The sequence below is a fragment of the Persicobacter psychrovividus genome, assembly GCF_036492425.1.
GTDB lineage: Bacteria > Bacteroidota > Bacteroidia > Cytophagales > Cyclobacteriaceae > Persicobacter > Persicobacter psychrovividus.
Genome location: NZ_AP025292.1, coordinates 1197883 through 1222619 on the forward strand (window position 1 = coordinate 1197883; position 24737 = coordinate 1222619).

General features: G+C 44.9%; 12 protein-coding genes. 10 read left to right on the forward strand and 2 right to left on the reverse strand.

The features are described 5' to 3' along the window. Position 1 precedes the first annotated feature (1 nt). Positions 2-2728: a glycosyl hydrolase family 28-related protein gene (locus tag AABK40_RS05370; RefSeq protein WP_338397836.1), complete on the forward strand. Its 2727-nt coding sequence runs from the start codon at positions 2-4 to the stop codon at positions 2726-2728. A 335-nt stretch (positions 2729-3063) separates the two neighbouring features. Here AABK40_RS05370 and AABK40_RS05375 read toward each other — a convergent pair whose 3' ends face one another. Beyond that, positions 3064-4095, reverse strand: a complete 1032-nt coding sequence (locus AABK40_RS05375) for a LacI family DNA-binding transcriptional regulator (RefSeq protein ID WP_332920392.1) — start codon at positions 4093-4095, stop codon at positions 3064-3066. Positions 4096-4511: 416 nt separating this feature from the next. On the opposite strand from AABK40_RS05375, the gene AABK40_RS05380 reads away from it, so the two are divergent. The 7 genes from AABK40_RS05380 to AABK40_RS05410 all read left to right on the forward strand — a co-directional run bounded on the left by AABK40_RS05380 (position 4512) and on the right by AABK40_RS05410 (position 18760). Next, positions 4512-6011: an aldehyde dehydrogenase family protein gene (locus tag AABK40_RS05380; RefSeq protein WP_332920393.1), complete on the forward strand. Its 1500-nt coding sequence runs from the start codon at positions 4512-4514 to the stop codon at positions 6009-6011. Between the two features lie 27 nt (positions 6012-6038). Continuing rightward, positions 6039-7598 carry an acyl CoA:acetate/3-ketoacid CoA transferase gene (locus tag AABK40_RS05385; RefSeq protein ID WP_338397837.1) on the forward strand — a complete coding sequence of 520 codons (1560 nt, stop codon included), beginning with the start codon at positions 6039-6041 and terminating at the stop codon, positions 7596-7598. A gap of 48 nt (positions 7599-7646) precedes the next feature. Beyond that, positions 7647-8345: an enoyl-CoA hydratase/isomerase family protein gene (locus AABK40_RS05390; protein ID WP_332920395.1), complete on the forward strand. Its 699-nt coding sequence runs from the start codon at positions 7647-7649 to the stop codon at positions 8343-8345. A 157-nt stretch (positions 8346-8502) separates the two neighbouring features. Further along, positions 8503-9864 (forward strand): glycoside hydrolase family 88 protein, encoded by a 1362-nt coding sequence (locus AABK40_RS05395; protein WP_338397838.1) that lies wholly within the window; start codon positions 8503-8505, stop codon positions 9862-9864. A gap of 301 nt (positions 9865-10165) precedes the next feature. After that, on the forward strand, positions 10166-12931 hold the full coding sequence (locus AABK40_RS05400; protein WP_338397839.1) for an outer membrane protein assembly factor BamB family protein: 2766 nt from the start codon (positions 10166-10168) through the stop codon (positions 12929-12931). Between the two features lie 117 nt (positions 12932-13048). Beyond that, positions 13049-15370 (forward strand): GH92 family glycosyl hydrolase, encoded by a 2322-nt coding sequence (locus tag AABK40_RS05405; protein ID WP_338397840.1) that lies wholly within the window; start codon positions 13049-13051, stop codon positions 15368-15370. A gap of 408 nt (positions 15371-15778) precedes the next feature. Continuing rightward, positions 15779-18760 carry a T9SS type A sorting domain-containing protein gene (locus tag AABK40_RS05410; protein ID WP_338397841.1) on the forward strand — a complete coding sequence of 994 codons (2982 nt, stop codon included), beginning with the start codon at positions 15779-15781 and terminating at the stop codon, positions 18758-18760. A gap of 441 nt (positions 18761-19201) precedes the next feature. On the opposite strand, the gene AABK40_RS05415 is transcribed toward AABK40_RS05410, so the two are convergent. Then, positions 19202-19732 carry an NUDIX hydrolase gene (locus tag AABK40_RS05415; protein WP_338397842.1) on the reverse strand — a complete coding sequence of 177 codons (531 nt, stop codon included), beginning with the start codon at positions 19730-19732 and terminating at the stop codon, positions 19202-19204. Between the two features lie 290 nt (positions 19733-20022). Between AABK40_RS05415 and AABK40_RS05420 the strand changes: the two genes are divergently transcribed. Then, the gene (locus AABK40_RS05420) at positions 20023-21480 is read left to right on the forward strand and encodes a hypothetical protein (RefSeq protein ID WP_338397843.1); all 1458 of its coding nucleotides are present in this window, start codon (positions 20023-20025) and stop codon (positions 21478-21480) included. Between the two features lie 18 nt (positions 21481-21498). Then, a complete protein-coding gene (locus AABK40_RS05425; RefSeq protein WP_338397844.1) occupies positions 21499-24732 on the forward strand; it encodes a SusC/RagA family TonB-linked outer membrane protein in 3234 nt (1077 codons plus the stop codon). The last annotated feature ends 5 nt before the right edge of the window (positions 24733-24737 follow it).

Consider the following 24737-nt stretch of genomic DNA (forward strand, 5'->3'; position numbering starts at 1 on the left):
TATGAGAAATTTCATGCTTTTCTTGAGCTTGCTGATCAGTTTTCCGCTGTTGGTAAGTGCTCAACAGGTTGATTTCAAGCCGACACCCAAAGTTTACCCTACACATTTCCCTGCTCAGGAGAAGGTCATTGCCATGGTCAATGCTGCTGATTATGGGGTGTTGGGCAATGGTGTTACCGACGTTACGGAGCCCCTTCAAAAAGTAATTGACCGCCTCCATAATTGGGGGGGCGGAACGGTATTTTTGCCAAGGGGAGGTTACCGCCTGACCAAACAGCTGGTATTAAGGCCAGGGGTTACCTTGCGCGGCGACTGGAGGAATCCTGAAGATAAGTCCCAAAAGGGATTGGGAACAACGCTGATGATTGAGTGGGGACACAATACCAAAGGCGCTCCATCGGGTGATGATGCCGCTATTTTAATGGGACGCTCTGCCGGCCTGACGAATATGGCGATTTGGTACCCATTGCAAAATTTTAAGCAACCGGTGCCTTATCCATGGACCATCAAACAGCCCTTTGGTAACTTTGCCACTTTGGAGAATGTAACGATGATCAACGTATGGAATGGTATCAAGCTGGGACCAAGACCCAACCAATTCCTGACGGTAAAAGATCTTTACATGACTGCCCTGAATATGGGCTTTGAGCGCGACCAGGTTTACGATTGCGCCCGAATGCATAAAGTGAGAATTTCTCCGAAATATTGGATAGATTCCCCTGCGCCCAACAGGCCGACCTCGCAGGTGGATATTGCCAAATTCAGGCAATATCTCCGCCAAAATGTGATCGGGGCCCATATTGGTCATTATGCTTGGACGTGGATGTATGACTGGGAGATTGAAGATTGTAAAGTGGGGATCAGAACAGATCGCTCCTATGTGAAGAAAAATCACAAAGGGCCCAATGGTGGATTTGTAAAGCTCAGATTGATCAATAACCAGATCGGAATGCTGATCGGGGACAACAATTATCAAGGGTGGGCGGTTTCGGATGCCTTCATTTCGTCGAATTTACCGAATGCCATTGGAGTGCAGTTTAAGCAAGATTTTGCAACGATAGCGCAATTCAACGAGGTCGTTTTTGATAAAAATCTAAAGAATCCAGTGATTCACCTTGGCAAGGTGGGGACAGCCACTTTCGTTAACTGTGAATTTTTGGGGCATGCTGAGGGTGGTCGTGATATTGATGTGAAATCAGGTAATATTGAGGTGACTCAATGTGCTTTCAAGGGGGAGAAAGACCATGTGTTCGTTGGACCGCAAACAGTTCAGGCACAATTGCTTTCCAATGATTTTGCCACCAAGCCAGATATCCTGAATCAGGCAAAAAATCAGTATAAGGTATCGATCAATCATGATGTGATTGCCTACCAGTCACCGAAAAAGGATTTTCAGTACCTCGATGAGCGTTTCATGCCAGCCACCGATAAAATTTTCGATGTGACAGATTTTGGTGCCCTCGGCGATGGAAAAAAAGATTGTACCCGTGCTTTTCAGCGTGCAATGAAAGCGGCCAAGAAAAAAGGAGGCGGAACGGTGTTTATCCCTGCAGGAGATTTTGTGCTTACCGCTCCGGTGGTGGTGCCTTCGGGTGTGGAGTTGCGCGGAACTTATGAGGTACCACACCACCCGCTAAATCAGTTTGCCCAAGGCAAAGCCTGGGGAGTTCCGGGTAGTGTGATTTATGCTTATTATGGGAAAAACGAACCTGATGCACCTGGTTTAATTCAGGTAGAATCCAATGCCTCGGTGCGAGGTTTTCGAGTTTGGTATCCGCAGCAGCGAGTTAAAGAAAAGGGTTTTACACCTTTTGCCTGGACCTTGCAGGGCTTGGGTCCCAACGTCTGGATGAAAGACATCACTTTTGTGAATAGCTATAATGGGGTGGATCTTGGTTCTCATGAAAGTACGGGGCATAAGGTGGATTTCATCGCCGGATGTGTGCTGAACAAAGGACTTTGGGTCGATCAAAATAAAGGACTTGGGCAGATAAAGAATGTCCATTTTATTGGTCACTTCTGGAGTAACTCCCACTATCCTGGAAAGCCAAAAGACTGGAAACAGGATCGTGCGCTGATCATGGAGACCCTTGAGGCATTCACCTACGGGGAGACAGAAAATGAGCAAACCCTGCATACTTTTGTGTTTGGCTCCAAGATTGGTCAGCATTTTGTCAGCGGAAAAAATGGCCGTGCTGCGAATGGATTATTTGTCGCTCACGGTACAGATGAATCACAGATCTCTTTGGCCTTTGATGATATTGGGGATCGTGCTATTTTCCACAATTATCAGTTGGTGTCCATGACTTCTCCGCACGTGAAAAACTATTTGAAAATCGGGGATCAGGTTAAGGGTAAGGCGACCTTTGTCAATACCCTCGTTTGGGGATTCAATCCTGGACCAACCACAGGTATCGAGATGAAGTCTGGGCATTTTCAGTTTGAGCAGATCAATTTCACCAACCACGCAGACAAAGGACATTTTGGTGTCGATCAGACAGGTGGGAAGTTGTTGATGATTGCCCCTCGTTTTCGATTAAGATCTGAAGGTCCAATGGGCCCAAAAGGAATGTACACCACCGGAAAATATTTCCATTTCGGAGCCGAAATCGATCAGGCAGAGATTTATGGGGTGTTCACCAATTTTCCGGCACAGTTGCCACAGGCAATCGTCGATGAATCTAAGGGGAAAGTGAAATGGAATTCTAATATTCCCTCGAATTTTTAGCACACTTTTAAACTGTTGAAAAAAGAAACGGGGGATAAGTTACCGTAACGGTTTTCCAAATAGTGCCCACTAAAAGTTGATTTTTTGATCAATAAATAGTGCTGATCACTATTTGATTTATTGCCCTTGTTTCATTTATTTTTGAATTACCAAGTTCAAGTTTCAGATTTAAAGCAGATGCTTTAAAACATAAAAAAATCGCCAGTTATCAATGAATAACTGGCGATTTTTCTTTTATTCAAATGCCTAATAATATGCAATTAATGAGCACCTCAAGCATTGGATTTTCCCCAATCGAGGGTAGTGAGCGTTTATCTTGAGCGCATAAATGGGCTTTAATCTACATAAACATTCTCTTTCACACTATCTCGGAAAATAACAGACCCAGAGAAAAACTCATCCTGTATTTTTCCATTGGAATTTTTGATCAGATAAATCAGGTTGCGTACTGTTTTTTTAGCAGCCTCCATAGAATTTAACTTCACGCTCGATAGTCGGGGGCGTGTGAGGCGTGCAATGGCAGTGTCTCCAAAACCCACTACACCCAAATCTTCAGGAATTCGAATATTGGCTTCTTCACATGCGCGATATACCCCCAGTGCAGTGGAGTCATTTACACAAAGGACAACCTCAGGTAATTCCTTGTGTTTTTTCAAATATCCTTTAAAGGCTTCATAACCACTTTCTTCTGTAAGCTCTGTGGTGATGATTCTGTCTTCATGAACAGGCAGATTCCTGCTGTGCATTCCTTCAGTAAAACCATTAAGGCGCATTTTACCAATATTGATATTCTGTGAACCTGACAGATATAGCATATTGGTGTAGCCCTTGTTAATAAGCTCTGTTGTCAGCTGAAAACTCAGGTCATAATCTTGAAAGTAGATACCAGCATCATTGATGCCCACAATTTTACGGTCAAAGAAAATGAAGGGGATCTGATTTTTTTTAATGATGTCGAATACTTTCGTGTCCAAATCAGTTACCGCCGTATCGATGATAATTCCATCTACCTGCATGCTAATCAGCGTTCGAATGGCCTGCTGCTCTCGCTCCTTATCCTCAAAGGAGACCATCAGAATTACCCGATAGCCCAACTCTTCTGCTGTCGCATACATTTGTTCTGTTACAGAACTAAAAAAGGAATGGTTAATTTTCGGAAATACGATACCGATGGTTTTGGTGCTTTTATTTACCAGACTTCGCCCAATAGTACTCGGGACATACCCGACCTCCGCAGCGACTTTCTGAATCCGCTTGCGGGTTTCAAGTGCAATATCTTCATGATCCTGCATAGCCTTGGTGACCGTCACACGTGACACCCCCACCAGGTTTGCGATATATTGCTGGTTGATCTTTTTTTTCTCCATTATTACCTATTTTGTTCGGTCTTTTTAAAACCTTTATACAAAGTAATAAAATTTATTGAATTATTACTTACACGTGTAAAAATAATCACTATATTAGTCTTGTAATACAATATCAATCTACAAAACAGTACCTCCGATGACGCTTAGATCAAACCTAAAATACAGCCCATAGCACCATCTTTTATCTTTTTTGCCCTGAAAGGATATTAGGATGATCATTTTTAACAGTCAGGGCCTTCGCCAAAAGATTGCAGTGTGAAATTCGTAAAAGTGCGAATACTGTGATTTTAGGCTATTTTTCCAAGCCCTTTTTGTGGTAAGTTATATGTAAGTGTTTTTTACGCCACTGTATTACTTACCTATGTAAACTAAGGGCGCTAATAAATTTTATTGACAACCCATCATTAACTAACATCATGAGCAATAAATATCAATTGCCGAATCAGGCCCGCATTTTTCAGAACTGGGTAGGCGGCACATGGAAGCCCTCGGCGAGCGGCAAAACTTTCAACCGAATAAGCCCGGGACATGGGCAGGAAGTTGGGCAATATCCACTTTCGCAGGAAGAAGATACGATTGAGGCTATTCAGGTCGCTAAGGCAAGTTTTGAGCAGGGCCTTTGGAAGGACATGTCGGGTATTGATCGCTCAAAAATTGTTGGTCGGGTGGCGGAAATTATCCGTCAGCGTTCCGAAGAGTTGGCTTTGATAGAATGCCTTGAAAGCGGTAAGCCGATCTCGCAGGCACAAGATGAAATGGAATGGGCGGCTGGTATCTGGGATTTTGCTGCAACAATGTGTCGTCATATTCAAGGAGGTGCCAATACGAACTTGGGACCCGACATGACCGTGATGACCATTAAGGAGCCGGCAGGAGTGGTAGGGATGATTACCCCCTGGAATTTTCCGCTGTTGATTATTTCACAGAAATTGCCCTTTGCCCTTGCTGCTGGCTGTTCGGCTGTAATTAAACCTTCAGAGATGACTCCCGGCACTACGCTTCTTTTAGGCGAGATCTGTCAGCAAGCGGGCGTACCCGATGGCGTAGTGAACGTATTGTCGGGCTACGGTAACCCGGTGGGAACCACCTTATCGTCCCATGCTGATATCGACATGGTTACCTTTACCGGTTCAACGCAAGTAGGGCGCATGATTGCTAAATCGGCGGCTGATACCCTGAAAAAGGTGGAGCTGGAGCTTGGTGGTAAAAATCCGCAGCTTGTATTTCCTGATGCCGACCTTGATGTGTTGGTGGATGCCGTGGTGTTTGGTATTTTCTTCAATATGGGCGAATGCTGCAATAGCGGCTCGCGGATCATCATCCATGAATCGCTGAAAGAAGCTTTTGTAGAGAAAGTGGTGGCGCATGCCAAAAAGATGAAATTTGGCGATCCGTTGGATCCTACGGTGAAAATGGGAGCGATCATCAATCAACAGCAATGCGATAAAATCATGCATTATATTCATAGCGGCGAAGAGCAGGGAGCTCGCCTGGTGCTTGGTGGTCGTAAACTCGACACGCCTGATGGATTGTTTATCGAACCGACCATTTTTGCTGATGTAAGCCCTGAGATGGACATTGCAAAGGAAGAGATTTTCGGCCCGGTGCTATCGGTGATTACTTTCAGTACAACGGAAGAAGCTATTGCGATTGCCAATGGAACTGAATTTGGACTGTCCTCTGGAGTGTGGACCAAAGACATCAACACCGCAATGATGGTCAGCCGTAAAATTGTGGCAGGAACGGTCTGGATTAATAACTGGATGTCTGGATTCCCTGAAGTGCCCTTTGGAGGAATGAAACAAAGTGGCTTGGGGCGTGAACTCGGCGTGCATAGTGTAGATGAATACCTTGAAACAAAATCGATCCTGATTCAGACCAACCCCACCGCTGGTAATTGGACCACCGGCGAATAATTTTTTTCAACTTAACCAATACTTACGATGTTTAAAATCATAGATAGCGATCAGGCCGTCAGCTATATCAAAGATGGCCATACCCTTGCCATTGGCGGTGCAGGTGCAGGCCATGCTGTACCCGACAGGCTGCTGCAGTCATTAGGGGAAGTTTTTGAGCGGACAGGACATCCACAAAACATCACCTCCATTCACCCTTGCGGAATTGGTGATAATGACCAACGAGGGCTAAATCATATTGCCCGAGAGGGACTAATCAAAAGGGATGTTGGTGGTTTTTGGGGCAATGCACCAAAGATGACCGCCCTGGCTAAAGCCGGAAAAATCGAAGGTTATAACCTCCCACAGGGGGTTTTGAGTCATTTAATGCGTGCCTCAGCTTCCAAAAAGCCGGGAATTATTACCCGCGTAGGATTAAAAACCTTTGTTGATCCACGCCTTGAAGGAGGTAAAGTAAATGCCGAAGCCAAAGACGATTTGGTACGTTTGATGCCTATCGATGGGCAGGATTACCTGTTCTATCCTTCTTTTAAAATTGATGTGGCTTTCATTCGGGGAACTTCGATTGATTGTGAAGGAAATTTGACGATGGAGCAGGAGGTCGGCTTTTTTGCGATGATGTCCATTGCACAGGCAGCCAAAACCAACGGCGGAATTGTGATTGCGCAGGTGAAGCAGGTGAAGGAAGGTCATTGCGACCCTGGGCATGTTAAAGTGCCGGGTAATTTCATTGATTATGTGGTAGTGGAACCAGCGCAGGAGATGACTTTTATTTCGGGCTTTGAAGAAGCATTGGTGAAGCGAGATGTAGCCTACCAAAGTGATGACCTCGGGCTGGAGGGCCTAAAAAAGGTGATCATGCGTCGGGCTTCGATGGAGTTGGAGCCAAATGCTTTTGTGAATTTGGGCTATGGGATGTCGGATGCGGTGCCGATTGTGGCGAATGAGGAAGGGGTTTGTGATGAGCTGACTTTCATGATCGAGCAGGGTGCTTCGGCAGGTATTCCTACTACAGGCTTGAATTTTGGTGCCATGTACAACCCGTCATCGATCGTGGATGATGGCTATCAGTTTGATTTCTTTCAGGGGGGTGGATTGGATATTGCCTTTCTCGGCTTTGCACAGATCGATAAAAATGGCAATGTCAATTCCTCCCGCTTCGGAAACGTACTGACGGGCTGTGGAGGATTTATTGATATTTCTCAGAATGCTAAAAAAGTAGTTTTCACCGGTTCTTTTGCAGTGAAAGGCACCCAGGAAATCACCGATCAGGGGGTAAATGTAACCTATGCTGGCAAAGCCAAGAAGTTTGTGCCGCAAGTTGAGCAGGTGACTTTTTCAGGGGACTTTGCAAGGGAAAATGGACAAGAAGTTTTTTATGTTACTGAAAGAGCAGTATTCAAACTCACGGATAAAGGGCTTCAATTGATTGAAATCGCCCCTGGTGTGGATTTGGAAAAAGACATTTTGGCGATGATGGATTTCATGCCCGAGATTGCCGACGACCTGAAGGTTTGCCTTATCAGTATTTACAATGGAGAAAGCCTTGGGCTGAAAGAAAAGTTCAAACAGGTGGAATTGGTGTGATGATTTGTAGCGGCAGGGGGAACCCTGCTGCAACCAAATGATATATTTATGATTTTAACAGAAAAAAATAACGGCATACTCAAGGTTACCCTCAACTTTCCGCAGAAAATGAACTGCATGGGATTTGAGATGTTAACCGGATTGCAGAAGGCGGTTCAACAGGCCAAAATAGACGAAGAAATTAAGTTGTTGCTCATTACTGGAGCAGGAGAAAAAGCCTTTTCTTCGGGCGCAAACATCAAGGAATTTCAGGCACTCACAGGCGAAAAGGTCAAGGAATGGATTCGCCTCGGTAATGAGGTGAACAATGAAATCGAAGCCCTCAGCATTCCGACCGTAGCTTTAATTAATGGCTATGCGATGGGTGGAGGCCTTGAATTGGCGCTGGCTTGTGATTTTCGCTTGGCAACACCTAATGCCCTTTTGGCTTCACCGGAAGTGAAAAATGGTTGGTTGCCTGGTTGGGGAGGAATGACTCGCCTACGTAATCTATTCGGTGAACCGCTGGCCAAACGCCTGGTGTTGGCGTCCGAATATGTGGATGCTCAGGAGGCCTATCGCCTGGGTTTGGTAACCAAAATTGTGGAGGAACAAGAGCAAACAGCTACTTTTTTGAATGGCCTGCTTGAAATTAAAGGAGCAGCCTATGGCATTGCGAAATCCGCTTTGCAAAACCCACACCGCCGAACTGATGGGGTAGATGTAATTTTTGATGTGCTGGCAGTGCAGATTGCCAATGAATCTTGATGATTTTGTGAATAGCTTTAAATAGTCCAAGTGTCTTGCTTGGACTCCTTGTTCACAAATAGGCAGAGCAAAACCACGATTAGCAGAAAATAAAATCGGGGTAACGCTTCAAATCAAGGTCTCAAAAACATCGACACAACATAACATGAAATAGACCATGAAAATAAACCAAACATTAACCTTTGATCAATTGGCAGAGGGCATTGATCAGCTCTCTGAAATAATTAAAATAAAAGCCAAATCCCTAAATGCCAATTATGATCCGCAAAAAGGATCACCGGTATTTACGGTGGAGGGCAAATATACTACACGTGGCTGGACCGAATGGACGCAGGGATTCCAATATGGTATTTCCATTTTGGGCTTTGAACTGACAGGGGATGAGGAATTGTTGCACATCGGTAAGGAAAAAACCCTCAACGAGATGGCGCATCACCTTTCACATTTTGGGGTGCACGATCATGGTTTCAACAATATTTCCACCTATGGAAACCTGCTTCGCCTGTCGAATCAGGGTAAATTTGAGGCCTCAGAATGGGAGAAAGAATTCTATCGACTGGCTTTGAAGATGTCCGCTTCGGTGCAGGCGAAACGCTGGACAAATATTCCTGAAGGCGGATACCTGTACTCGTTCAATGGACCACATTCTTTATTCATTGATACGATACGTACGGCAAGAATCCTGTTGTTGGGTCATCAATTGGGCCACCGTATGCTGGAAGAAAATGATCAGCAGGTGGATTTGCTCAACCGTGCCGTACAACATGCGATGGTGTCTGCAAAATACCTTGTTTATTATGGCGAGGGAAGGGATTCTTACGACGAGCGTGGCCGTGTTTCTCACGAAGGGATTTTTAATACCAATGATGGGAATTACCGTTGCCCGAATGCCCAGCAGGGATTTTCAGGCTTTACTACCTGGACTCGCGGTCTGGCCTGGGCGATGGTTGGTTTTTCGGAATTTATTGAGTTTATCGACGCCCATAAAAGTGCGGTGAAAGATTACGCAAATGTGCGGGAAACACTTATGAAAGCCGCTCAGGCAACTTGCGATTTTTATATCGACAACTCGGCAGCAGACGGGATCACTTATTGGGATACGGGCGCACCAAAATTACACCTTTTAGGCGATTGGCGAAACCGTGATGCGGAGCCATATAATGATTTCGAACCGGTCGATAGTTCCGCTTCGGCGATCGGTGCTCAGGGAATGTTGCGCTTAGGAAGATTGCTGCTCGCTGACGATCCGCAGTTGAGTAAGAAATATACGCAAGCTGGTCTGACCACCCTTCAAGCGCTTTTGACAGATGAATATACAGCACAGGATGTCAATCATCAGGGGCTGCTATTGCATACGATTTATCATGAGCCAAACGGCTGGGACCATAAACCACAGGAAGGCAAAGCCGCCGCAGGGGAATCCTCGATGTGGGGCGATTATCACCTGGTAGAGTTGGCCGTGTTGGCTAAGAGCATTGCCAATAATGGCTATTATCGATATTTTGATGAAATTAAATAGGGTGGCGTTTTAGCTTGAACTATCGCGAGAGTCCCTCTCGTGATAGCTCTAGCTAAAAAAATAATCTTCTGCTTTAAATTCTAAGATCGGTGTTATGCAATAGTCCCTTACCCAAAATTAGGCTGTCGAATATTTTTGTACCTATCGGTACGGACGTTGCATGCAACGTCCCTACACAGTAGAAATCATGCTTTAAGTGTCGTAATGTACACTTCCGACAGACTAACCTAAAAGCTATCACGAGAGGGGACTCTCGCGATAGCTTTTATAAATGATCAATTTTTTTACCCTCCCCAATACCATGAAAAACCTACTCTTTTTTTTAATCTTGATCTCTTGCATCGCCTGTCATCCCAACCAAACCAAGGTGGAGGTGGATGGGCAGCTGCTTGGCTATTATGATGCAGGAAAGCACATCACGTTGGAGGCAAACGTTCCTTCAGGAAACCATTTCCAATCCTGGAAAGGAGCAGAGGGATTCCTTTCTGACCCTTATGCTGAAACGACCACTTTGCAGGTTCCTGATCGAAAATCGGTACGCCTTCACACCACTTTTTCCTCCCAACAACTCAGTGGGATTTCGGATATCGATCAGATTTTTGATGAAATTCAGACCCAACCTACCAATATAACCAATGTAAAGGCTCACCGTGCGGCGCTATACCGCTGGTGGCGATTGTTGTGGCGAAAAGGCTATGACCTCACAGCTGTTCAGCTACTTGCTGATGCGCTTCTACACACCAACAATGAAAACCCCAAAGCTCCGGCAATGGTCGATAGTGCCTTTGGTAGATTATCCGCTTTGCAGTCAGAAGGGAAAAAGATTCAGGAGGTAAAAGCCAATAGACAACCTTTCAATGGGCAATTTACAAATTGGGGTTACTATAATGGAACCGAAGGGCATCATACAGGATTTAGCCCTGATCAGGGGGCTACTGAAGGTAAGTTACAATGGCGCTTTCCGAAGGGGTATTATTCCAATGCTGCGCCTGTATTGGAGAATGGGAAATTGTATTTATCCACGCCCGCGATTGATGTGATGGCGATGTGTTTGGATGAAATTACAGGCGAAACAATTTGGAAGGCAAGACAGTATGGAGAGAATTTTTATGAGGTTCATGGATCCCGTTGGGCTCCTGTTTTGGGGGATAAGCAGGTTACTATTCGTACTGATTATAGTCCTGCTTCAATCAAAATTTTGGATAAAACAACGGGTCAGCCGTTTGTTGGCGATACAACCAAGGTCGTGCCTTTTGCTTATGTCCGAAAGGGCAATCAACTGGTGTTTGCAAACCAGCTGACGGGAGAGGACTTAAAGGTGATTAAAAACAATGCATATTATGGTACATCGCCATTATTGAGTGGCGAGTGTGTTCTAATTGGAGACCGTTCCGGCCATTTATTTTGTTATGATTTGAAAGGAGCATTGAAGTGGAAGCAACAACTTGATCAGGGGATTGTCGGGGAGATTAGTGTAGATCAAGGGGACGCCTATATTCCTGGAACCACCGATAAATTATATAAAATCAATCTTTCAACTGGAGAGATTGTATGGACATTTACATCCATTTCGCAACTTGAGCATGCGGCCCAATTTTTTAGCCAACCACTTTTGTTGGGGGACAAATTAGTGGTCGGTACGGCCGCTGCTCAAGTCTTTTTACTCGATCGAAAAACGGGGGAACGATTGCATGAAACTAAGGTTGATGATTGGGTGCGTGCAAAGCCCCAAGTATTTGAAGAAGATGTTTTTGTGGTGGATTACGCAGGGAAGATGTATCGTTTTGACCTGACCAACTCAGGATTGAATTTGAAATGGAAAAAGCAAGTCAGTACACATCCAATTACAGCGGATTTGGTGGCTGGCAAAAAGTATATTTATACCGCCAATCAGCAATGGGTATTGCAGGCGATTTCTCCCGAAACAGGTAATACCGTTTGGAAAAAAGGCATTGTCGAAGGGCAATGGGAAGATGGCGAATTCCATATGGCCGACTGGGCAGGTGGCTTGTTGGGCTCGCCCGTTGTAGCCGATGGTATCGCCTATATCGGTGGGCCGGATGGTTTTGTCAATGCTGTTAATGTGCAGACAGGAAAGGAAATCTGGAAATTTGAAGTCGGCAGCACCATTTCAATTGCGCCGATGGTAGCGGATGGAAAAGTGTTCTTCGGCTATCTCGGTGCCAACACCGAACACTATGGCTACAATCATCCAGGGGAGGTTTTTGCCCTCAATGCCAAAACGGGCGATGTGGTCTGGAGAAATAAAGAATATGCAAGGGTTTGGGTAGCACCTGCCTACAAAAATGGAAAGCTGTTCTTCGGTAATACCGATGGAGACTTCTTCGGCGTAGATGCCAATACTGGTCAAAAGCTATGGTCTTTTTACACCGGAAAGGGGACAATTAAAGAAACATTACCCAAAGATACCCCATTCACCCACGGTTATCCTGCAGGGGTATATTCTGTGCCTGTCGTGGATGAAAACATGGTTTACACAGGTTCCTGGGCAGGATTTTATTATGCTTTTGATCAGCAGACAGGAAAGGTGAAATGGCGAACAAAAACAGGGTTCAATGACTGGGGAGGTTTGCCGGACTCTGCGGCGCCAACGCTCTGGAAAGGTAAATTATATGTTCAGAAATTCGGTTCACGAATCGCTGCGATCGACATTGAAACAGGAAAGATCAGCTGGGAGTGGAACGCCCCCCGCGGCTATCTTCAGAATGCCACTGTGGCGGCTCATGATGGAATCCTTTATGGTTCGATCGTTCGTGGTGTTACCAAATTGCCCATGCGTTCGGCAATGTTTGCTTTTGACGATCAAACCCACGAGCAACTATGGTCGGCCGATGGCATGGGAGGATTAACGGCTCCTGTCATTGCTGGAAATCAGTTGATTGCGGGTTCTTCAGCGGATGTTTTCTTGACGAGCAGAAATAGAAAAACAGGTGAACTCCTCTGGCGATACAACATGGGTGGTGAAATGCTCGAAAATGTCCCGGCAGTCTATGGAAATATGGTTTTTGCCCTGAGTAAAAACGGCTATTTGCATGCCGTCAAATAGCAACTGATCAATACCTATCGCGAGATTCCCTCTCGTGATAGACTTTTCTGGTCGTGGCCTCCCGCTACGACCCATAATTACTGCAAGCGTCCGCTTGCTAATCAAAAGATTGAAACCATGAAAAAAACAGCCATCTATATCATTTGTCTTCTTTTGTCCTTACCATCATTGGGGCAAAACATCATTGAACAAACCAACCTGTTTATCGGAACGGGTGGGCACGGACACACTTTCCCACATGCGATGCTGCCTTTTGGCGCGGTGGCTGCGGGTCCCGACTGGGCACAGCGTGGCTGGGATGCGGCAGGAGGTTACCATTATGATTCAAAATCTATCCTCGGTTTTTCACAGATTCACCTATCGGGCACAGGACTGACCGAGGCAGGGGATTTTCTGATTCAGCCAACGGTCGGTAAAATTCAAATCAATGCCGGAAAGCCCGATGTTATTGATGATGGCTACCGCAGTCGTTTTTCTCATGAAGACGAACAGGCACACCCTGGCTACTATCAAGTTCGCTTGCAGGATTATGATGTGAACGTGGAAGTAACCGCTACTGAACGTACGGGTTTTTATAAGATGACCTTCCCGAAATCGGATTCTGCTCATGTCTTGATTGATTTGATGCATCACATCAATGGAAATGCGGGTTCAGTGAAACATGCCTCCCTTTCAGTTAAGGATCAACAAACGGTAACGGGTTATCGCCTGACCAACGGCATTTGGGCGAACCATCGTCAGTTGTATTTTGCCATGCGCTTTTCCAAGCCATTTGAGTCGAAACTCATCTATGATGCGAACAAATATGGCTTTACCAAAAAGCATTTTTTCAAAGACCTCAACCATCGGGTGAGTGATAAACTCAAGGCGGTTTTCAATTTCAAAACTGAAGATCAAGAAGCAGTTTATGTGAAAATTGCAGTTTCCTCTGTGTCGGCAGGTAATGCGTTGGAGAACCTTGAAAAAGAGATCCCTGATTGGGATTTCGATCGAGTAAAAAAACAGGCGGAGCAAAAGTGGGAAAAGGAGTTATCTAAAATAACAGTCAGTGGAGATCAAGATCGAGTAGCGAAATTCTATACGGCGCTGTACCATAATTTTATCCATCCTACCTTGAATCAGGATGTGAACGGACAATATCGTGGAATGGATCACGAGGTGCATCAGGGGCATGATTTCGAGCATTATACCATGTTCAGTCTTTGGGATACCTTCCGAGCAACGCACCCGCTTTTGACCTTGACGCAGCCCGAACGCACGGACGACATCATGAAAACCATGACGGCTTTTCAGCAGGAAAACCCCGAAAAGATGTTGCCGATGTGGTCGATGTATCAGAATGAAAATACTTGTATGATTGGTCTGCATGCCATTCCTGTTTTGGCAGATGCCTTTTATAAAGGACTTTACACGGGTAAGAACGATCGATTGTTGGAAAGCATGGTGGCTTCGGCGGAAAATCCTGGCGTGGACAGCACGGCGGGTCGTGCGATTTATCCGGCTTATTACGGACAAAAATACTATATCGAGAAAGGCTACCATCCGAATGATGTAGTCAGAACGGGTGTAAGTGTAACCCTTGAGCATGCTTACGACGATTGGGCGCTGGCGCTGGCCGCCAAGAAAATGGGGCAGGATGATGTGGCAGAAAAGTACCGTCAGCGGGCACAGAACTATCGCAATGTCTGGGACAAGGAACGACAGTTTTTCAGGGCTAAACTGAATGACGGAAAATTCCGCGAGCCATTTGATCCACGTGCCTACCATCGTGAGGATTTCCATGACCGTGATTATACCGAAGGAAATGCCTGGCAATATCTGTTTTTTGTGCCTCACGATGTTTATGGCTTGGCTGAACTGATGGGCGGTGAAAAACAGCTGGAAAGTCGATTGGATGAACTCTTTACTTTGCCGTATCAGGGAGAGAGTTCAGTGGGAGATGTCTCTGGTTTAATCGGTGATTATGCCCACGGAAACGAACCATGTCACCATGTCGCTTATTTGTATGGACATGTGCGTAAACCCTCCAAAACCCAAGCGTTGATTCATCGCATTGATCGTGAATTTTACAAAAATGCGCCCGATGGCTATATCGGCAATGAAGATGCAGGGCAGATGTCAGCCTGGTATGTTTTCAGTGCGATGGGCTTCTATCCGGTGAACCCTGCAGGAGGTGTTTATGTCTTTGGGTCGCCATTGATGGAATCCGCCTCGATCAAGGTGGGCAAAGGCAAAACCTTTGATATTTCGGTAGAGAACTACGCTCCCGAGAATATTTACATCAAATCTGTTAAGCTCAACGGCAAGAAATATCCAAATGTATTTATCCGCCATGAGGACATTGTGAAGGGTGGTAAATTGGAATATGTGATGAGCAACAGACCCACACGCTGGGGCGAGAAGTCTGAGCGCGTTCCTTTTGCCGATGGTGGGCTGTAAATAATTGCGGCTAATTATAGATCAACATTTCTGATGGGAAAACCCTCAGAACATTACATTGTAACAATAACCAATTATATAGAAAGCCCAACTTCTTTTGTTAGAGGTTGGGCTCCATTTTTTCTGCAATTAACGGTTTTTGACACATGGCTGGTATGTTAGCCTCCCCTCAATAGGTTTTTTATTGCCTCTTCCTGTGTTTTCTACTACATAAGACGTATTTAACACGTGTAAAATAAATGAGTTTCATTAGTGAATTATTCCGGAGAATTATTAATTTTATTATGTGGGTCACCTTTAGGAGGTCTTCGTTTTTCAGAAAGCCCCTCCTCGAGCCATTGCGCAATTTTTTAATACAGATAATTCAGTACCCAGTACTGTTGCAAAACCCAAATGAAACCTATTATCATGAAACATTTTGACTTATCAAAAGTGCGGAATACTTTCCGCTGCTTGCTATTTTTATTTATTGCTTTTAATTCAGCGCTCTCGGTAGCGCAACCCAATATTGAATATCCCATAGAAGTCTTCAGGGTTCGAAATGAGGCCAATACTGCCTGGCGCGAAACGACGGTGGTGCGGGTGGATACCAAGAATTTTCAAGGATCGGCGGGTTGGCTGTATCTTAGAGTGAATAATCTAAATAATAAGGATGCCCTGAAATACCGTGTGCGCAGCTACAAAAACGGTACAGCTGAGCCGTGGACTTCCTGGCAAAATTCAGCGCCTAATTTCAGTCAGTTTCCTGTGGATCTTGCTTACGGCGGACTCGGTGGCGGTTTCGGAACGGTAAAAATGAGTACTCCCATCAGTGGGTTTGTGGCGAATGCAAGACATGATATTGAATTCTGGTATGACTATATCGATGGGACGGACGAAAGTGGCTTCAGAATTATTGAGATGGCACTTTGGCAGACGAACGATCTGTCGGCAGAGGATCAAATAGCCAATGCAGCGCAGCCAGTTGATCCTTCTCAGTGGGTAGGGCCCTATGATGGAATGGCTGAACAGGCTAATATGCGCAGTGCTGGAGAAGATTTGTGGTTTGGGAGAAATGGTGCGCCTGCCCTGATCGACGGAAAAGGCTCGCCAATCAAGGCAAGTTGTTCAGATTGTCATGCCTACACGGGCTACGACCTGAAGTATTTTAATTATTCCAACGAATCTATTATTTCCCGCGCAACATTTCATGGCATGGATCATGAGCAGGGAAAGCAGATTGCCGAGTATATCCGTGATCTTAATTATTTGCAGTCGGCCAAAGGGCGGCCATGGCAGCCTCCATTTCAGCCGGGGCCTGGTGCTGATGACAATAAGTTTGAGTGGGCCGCAGGGCAGGGACTTGAGGCTGTTGGTGCCGATGAAAAAGTGCTTTTACAGGATCTTTTTGGTGGCGAAAACCCTTCTGAAAGTCAGATTGAATCGGTGATTAATAACTATGAGGGAAATACCAATATCCGTACGCAGCGAATAGCAGTTCAGTTCCCGGACTGGAACGAGTGGTTGCCCAAAGAGCACCCCAAAGAAATATTGACAACCGAAGAATACAACTTTATTGAAAATGCCTTTTTTAATCTTCGTGAGGCGGTTAACAGCAGTACAAAGATCAATAATCTTAACGGCAAAGTAGGGGTCAGTGGCGCCCATAATAATAATGGGGTATTTGAAGCTGTCGGGAATTTTGCACGGGAAATTCATAAGGTCATCCGTAGCGATTACAGTATTGTTACCCCACGTTCGCCGTGGTGGGCTGATGATCGAACAACCTTGGCGGTAGAAGAAAAAAAACGGAGTCTGGCCGCATGGTATGGGGTCAAGCTTTTCGATGTTATCCATCAGTTTAATTTGTATCAGATTCAGGATTTTGGAAACATCCCTAACACAGAGGAGGAGCATCAGCAATGGCCCACAAGACAATGGGCGGTTTTTCAGAATGCTGCACATATTATCTCCGGAAATCGAGGAAAATCTTACTTTCTGACGGATGATACCCCGCTGAAGCAGACAAAAAGCATTTATATGTCTTCCATTTGGTATCAGGTACAATTGAGCCTTACACCCGGCCACCGTCGCGGCGGACAGGTGGAGCCGAATGATTTTGCCTACAATTTACAACACATTCACCGGCTTGGAGCGCAAACGGGGGTATATGAGCCTGTTCGCTTCTTTCAGAATTACCTCAAAAATGCAGAGCAGCGCAACAACGGGAAGCTGCCCAACCAGACCAACCAGTACTTTTTGGGATGGAACATGAGGGAACTTTCTCCGTGGCGACTATATGGGACAGGGAAGGGCATTACCGATACTTTTGATGCCCTCGATGCTGACTTGTGTTTCCGCCTGAGAAATGAATTTTGGGAAGCCACGGCAAATCGGTTGAATGGATTCGGTGATAATGATTGGCCACGGACGGCCGTTAATGTTTGTGAACGAACAGACTATCACCTGGAAAATCGAAATGTAATTCCTGCGAATGGGGCGACCAATGGAGGCGACTGTGTTTTCTTTGATCGACGTTCTTGTGGCGGATGTGATGATTCGAACGATGCCGTGGAGATCGATGCCATTTACACCTTGCTTTACCTTACACAGGATGGCGAGGTGATGTCGGAGGATAATTTCAACGACCTGCGGGATTGGGCCAATGCCTCCTGGGATTATACCGCATGGCCTACTTTTGCCGGTGGAGGGTCACCGCCGCCTGCTTCGGGCATTGAGCCTGGTTTATATCATTTCGTCAACCGACAGTCAGGCCGGATGCTAAGAACGGTTTCTTCCGCTCAGGGCAATGGCGGAATTGACTCGAATGTTGCTGTGGTTGAGGCAGGGGATATCAGTGAATTTGTAGCATGGGAAGTTATTGAAACCGGTACAGAAGGACAATATTATATTGAGAATGTAGGGGCAAATGGCAATAGGCTGTGGACCAACAATGATGAAAGCCGAACAGATTATTTGCTGAAAATGAAATATGGTACCTGGACGGGAGCATTTACGCGCTGGTACATCCGTGAGGCGGCATCTACTAATGGCAAGGTTTACTATTGGCTGACTTCAGTAGGGAATGATCGTAACGTGTGGGAGAATGATAGCTATTTGGCCGAGGATCGTAATTATACCGGCAATAAAACCCATTGGGAATTGGTGCCTGTGGATAATCAGCGGGTCGTTTCAGATAATGAGCCGGCGAAGGTGTTGTTTGCGCCCAATCCGGTAACAGAAAGGTTGACTATTTTCAATGCGGAAAATAAACAAATCGACTTGCTGAATATTTCCGGCCATTTGGTAGCGTCGGGTAAAGGTTTGTCTTTCATTGATATGCGTCAGATGCCTTCCGGGATTTACCTGTTGAGAATTGATGGCAAGGTTTTCAAGGTTCTGAAACAATAAGAACAATAAAAATTGGAGTGCATAAGGAAAAGGCGGGTACGCTCGGCGCTTTATGCACTTCAATGATTTAAAGCAGGTTTGAAGCTTGAAAATTTATAACGAAGATAGAGCTTTTGAAGAAGTGATGAAGAGTGTCATTTCTCAGCCTATAAATAGCCATTCCTTTCTTGGAGGCCTCCTTTTCCTGAAAGAATAGAAATAGATTTTGGATGAGCAATGGGCGATATCCAATTTGCGAAATATAAAATAGCTTAATATCAATTCCATCAAGATGAATCGGCGGGAGGCTGGGAGGTTTAAAACGATTTACTTTCTCCATCTGCTTGACTTATCAGTTTGAAGCCTTTTATTAGAGAAATATCGTTGCTTGATAGAGAATGATGAGACACAAAAAAACGGCAGAGCGCTCAAGCTTCTGCCGTTTTTTTTATGGAATATAAATTATAAAATATAGAAAGGATCAATGTAGTCTGTAATCCTGCTGTGAGGCCATTCGGTATTGTCAATCCTGATGGCGCCTCCGATAGTTTTTCCTGGTTCTTCCACCATAAATTTGTGGATGATTTCTGCCATCGATTCAAAAGGAATCAACTTAATGGCTTCTTCCATCGGGAACCAGCGGATGTCTGTGCAGTCGGCAGGAGGAACCGGCGTTCCTGAAGTGTATTCTGCCGCATAAAAATGAAAAATGATGCCAAAGGGTGCCTCATTGTAATATTGATTGACTAAAGCGCCCAGATGCGGATTTTTGATTTCTACCCCCACTTCTTTTGCCATGATTTCCAGGGTCTTTTTTATTGACTCTGAATTATTATAGCGCTTGCCGATCGGCTCCCAGATGCCTTTGTACTTTACAAGCAGTAATTCGTTGCGCTCATTTTTGATGCAAAATTTGAAATAGGAAAAGTTCTTTTGTGCTATTGTTGTTGTCGCGAGCAACATCAATAACATCAAGGTGGTCAATTGCTTCATAATTGTTTATTTTTTTACACGTGTAAAATATAAACTTTAGACCGACTCACCAACATAACCCGCGTTTTTGTGATGATCATTTTTATAAAATTAACAGCTTTTTTAAGCGTTATATTAAGCTTTTTTGCAGAAACATGATTATTATTGCCCAAGAACTTAATTTTTACTTGAAAATATTTTTCCCTACAATTTGTCTCTTTGATTTTATTTCTTAGCTTTACTTTACACGTGTAAGTAAGGCGTGTATAACTAACATCCAACATATTTTTTTAACCTACTCCTACTAAAATATGAGAAAATTTTTATGGCCGTTATCAGTGTTTTTGGCCGCTCTGATGCTACTGAGTTGTCAGAAAGAAGAGGTCAAACCTCTGGAACCCAATGAGAACTCCAGTGTCTCGTTGAGCACGATTCTTCGGGCGCCATCGACGATGGATCCGAAAATTACAGAAATGAATAAAGTAACCGATGATGCCCCGACACTTGCAATTGCCAAATTGCTTCAGGAAGGGAATGATCAGATTCGGAAAGCGGGTATGTATCTTAATCCGGCAGGAGATGTAAGTATCTCTAATGAAAAGCTGGGGGATAAATCTACGCAAGGTGCACCCTTTGTTTACAACTTTAAGGTGGAAGACAAAGTGGTAGCTTATCAAGTAAGCTCGAACCAGGAGGTTTATTACCATGAGGTATTTACGGACGAAGGGCAGATTATCGATGCCAAAGAAACCAAGCTTGATAAATTTAAGCAGGGTAATCTTGTGATGGGAGGCGACAGCCTTGCCTGGCAGCAGGATGATCTTGGCGCATTACATTATCAGATTGCTTATGCTGATGAAGCTGGGGCTCGAAAGAATCAGTCTGTGACGGCACATTTTAATGGTACGCATGATATAGCGTATGCAGTGAATGACATCAGACAGTATGAAATCTATCTTAATGCAATGGGGACTTCGGGTCGCTTGAAGCAATATAGTGAAGATGGACAAGAGGTTGTGTATGAAGGTCCATGGCCAACACCTCCACCACCAGAAGATTTCTCAGGAGTTCGTATGCCATTCATCAATGATGGTGGATTGGATATGGGTAAGCGCACTGTTGCGAACATGGAGAAACACCTGGCGAATGATGCGATGAGAAATGTGTTCAACAACATGAATTTTGTACTGAACAAAGTAGGGGAACTGGCCTATTATTTTAACCCGCCAGAAACTGCGCATACATCCAATACGCCAGTATATGGTGATGCTGACCTTTGGTGTTTGACCTACGAATGGATCAATGAAGATCTTAACGTTGGGATTGCTTATCAAATTTCTACTTCAAGATCTGATTATTATCATCACCTGATGATCCGTCCGGCCGATGGAAGTACGCCTTATGTGCTGACCTACGAAGGGAAGCAGTCAAGGGAATCATTGACCGACTGTGAGGTTTTCTATAAAAATGACCCTGCTGAGGTGATGCTGCGAATGAAATTCAAAATTACCGAAAGCCGTGCTTATTATGAGTACCTGCAGGAGCGTGCCAACTTTGTAGACATCCTTCCGCTGGCTGTTGACAAAACAAATGCCGATGCAGAGTTTGAATGGCGATTCCGTGATAAAAAACAGGTGGATAAAGATTTCTATGACCTGGTACCGGCTGACTTGGTACAGTGGTTAAAGGCTGCCTTGAAAATGAATGGTGAGCAAGGAACCTATGATGATGCCTTTGGTGATTCAGGAACGTGGGGAGATCAAAACTAACAGTAAGACAATAATATCATGAAGATAAATATTAAATATTTTTTGACTGTTGGACTGTTTCTTCTGTTCAGCAGCCTCACCACCTATGCCCAACAAGTTCAGGTAGCAGGAAAGGTGATTGATACTGATGGTGCGCCATTACTTGGTGCGACCGTCCAGATTGAGGGGACTACCAACGGGACCATTACGGATATGGAAGGGAAGTTCTCCATCACCTATAACAAAGGTCCGGAGAAAAAACTACATATTTCTTTTATCGGCTATAAAGACCAGTCCATCCTGATTGGTAACCAAGCCAACATTGAGGTGATTTTGGCCGCTGATGTTCAGGAACTTTCTGAAGTAGTGGTTACTGCCCTCGGCGTGAAAAGAGAAACCAAATCATTGGTGTATGCACAGCAGGGCGTCGATAGTGAAAGCATGAAGGAGGCACGTTCTCAGAACTTTATCCAGACCCTTGCCGGAAAAGCAGCGGGTTTGCAGATTTCTGCTTCACAAACGGCAACAGGTTCCAATAAAGTATTGATTCGTGGGGTTTCTTCCCTGACAGGAAATAACGCTCCCCTTTACATTGTCGATGGTATTCCGTTGGAGAATGAAAATCAGGATAAAGGAGTTGCTGTCTGGACAGGAATGGGAACGCAAAACCTTGATATGGGAGACCCGCTTGCGCAGATCAACCCAGACGATATTGAAGATATTCAGGTGCTTAAAGGTGCCAATGCTTCTGCATTGTATGGTTCACGTGCCGGTAATGGTGTGATTATCATCACGACAAAAAAAGCCAAAAAGCGCAAGAAAGGTGACCTCGGTGTTACGGTGAATTCTAACTGGATGTGGCAGCAGGTGAATCAGTGGCCCGATTACCAGTATGTATATGGATCGGGTATGGGCGGTGCAGTAACCCTTGACCGACAGTGGCTTGATGAAGAAACAGGTTTGCCGATGATTGCCGGTTCGGCACAGGCATATGGTGGTCCATTGTTGGGCTACGAGGTGATCGATGTTACAGGTGAGCGAGGCCGCTATTTGGCGGATAAAAATAACGTGCGGGATATTTACCAGACCGGATTGACGGCAGCGAACTCTGTGAGCTTGGAAACGGCATCCGATAAAGGGTGGTTAAGGTTCTCTTTTACCGATACACAATCTAAGTGGATGATTAAAAATCAGGAAGAGCTTGATCGTAAAAACTTCACGCTAAGAGCACACATGAAAATGTCGCCGAAGCTTTCTGCCGATGCCACCATGCTCTATACTCACGAGAATGTAAAGAATAGAATGTTCCCTAACGGGAGTATCAAAAACCCGGCCTTCTCTTACCTTCAAATGTTGCCTAACTTCGGAAAGCATAATTTGATCCCTTATAAAGATGAAGATGGTAATCAGTTGCGTTTCCGTGATGTTTGGTTTTCAAACCCTTACTGGAACATGAACGAGCATATCAATGAAGATCGCTCGAACCGTATCCTGACCAACCTTTCGCTTTATTACCGACCAATAAAGGGGCTGACCATTTCGGCAAAAGCCAATGGAGATATGTTTTTGAGAAAAGGGTATGAATTTACGCAATATGGATCCTCTTTTGATCCGGATGGTAAATATACCCACATGAGTTTCGACGTTTACAACTGGAACTTTGAAGGGATGGCAGTTTATAATAAGCGATGGAAAGATCAGTTCAGCTTGAATGCTACGCTCGGAACCAACGCTTATATTTATGACAACAAAAGCTCAAGAACAGTGATTGATCAGCTGTTAATGCGTGATCTGGCTTCGGTATCCAACAATGCGGGTATTGCACGGGTTACTCAGGGCTCATCAGCTTCGGTGATCAACTCGGTATTTAGTTCGGTTTCCTTGGGCTATAGAAGTACCTTCTTCCTTGATGGTACCATGAGAAATGACTGGTCTTCAACTTTGCCTTCTCATAACAACAGCTTCTTTTACCCATCGGCAGGTACAAGTATTGTATTTTCAGAATTTTTGTCCTCTCGACGCATCATTAACTTTGGTAAACTGAGAGCCTCTATTGCGCAGGTAGGTAACGGAACGCGTCCTTTCAGGGTGTTTGATTACCATAACTATGGCGGAATTTACAATGATATCCCTTGGACCTCCAACACGCCGAACCGTCAGAACCCTAATTTGCTGCCGGAAATTACCACTTCTCTTGAGTATGGGGTGGAGTTGAAATTACTTGACCGTGTGAATCTGAACGTTACTTATTACAATTCAGAGTCAAAAAACCAGATTGTAGATGTGCGCCTGCCGGGTTCTACCGGTTACAATACCGGAACCTATAATTCTGGCTCTCTGACCAACAAAGGTTGGGAGATTTACATGGGACTTGACGTTGTGAAAACGAAAAACTTCTCTTGGTCTGCGGATATCAACTGGTCGAATAACAGAACTTATGTAAATGACCTGGGCGCTTTAGATCGATTCAGACTTTCCAACTGGTTGGCAGTATCCTCTAATGCCGAGGCTGGCATGCCTTATGGCGTGATTCGTGGAAGAAAGCAGCGCATCGATCCAGTAACAAACACTGGTTTGGTATATGCTGACACCGGCCTGCCTGTTTTTGATGAAGATCAAATCATTGGTAACGCACAACGCGACTGGACTGGTGGGGTGAAAAACACCTTTACTTACAAAGGGATCTCGCTTGGTGTTTTGGTGGATGTAGCCTGGGGAGGGAAAGTATTCTCCGCTTCACGCCAACGACAAGGACAGTATGGCGTGGCGACATATACACTATATGGCCGTGACGAACACTTGTTCTCCAGCAGAATATTGAGTGAAAGTAATGAAGAGCGCAGAGGGGAAGGCCTTTTTGGTAACCCTTATGAGGATGATCGCAGCAAAGGGGCATTGTACCCAGGAACAAAATACGAGCAGTTTGATCCGGATGGTGATGGCAATGGCGTTTGGGTAGCAACAGGCAAGCCGAATGATGTTTATATCCCTTCTAATACTTGGGCATTTCAGGCCATCAACGATAACCCTCGTGCAACCTTTGATGCTTCTTATGTGAAGCTGAGGGAAATTACTTTGGGCTATGACTTGCCAACCAAAGCACTTGGGCCATTCAAAGCAGTAAGAGTTTCAGCAGTGGGTCGTAATGTGGCTATTTTGCATCAGAACACCCCTAAAGGGATTGACCCTGAGGCTGCAGCAGGTCTGGGGATCGAGTTTGCATCCTTCCTGCCAACGGCTTCTTACGGTTTCAATGTCAAACTATCATTCTAAACACA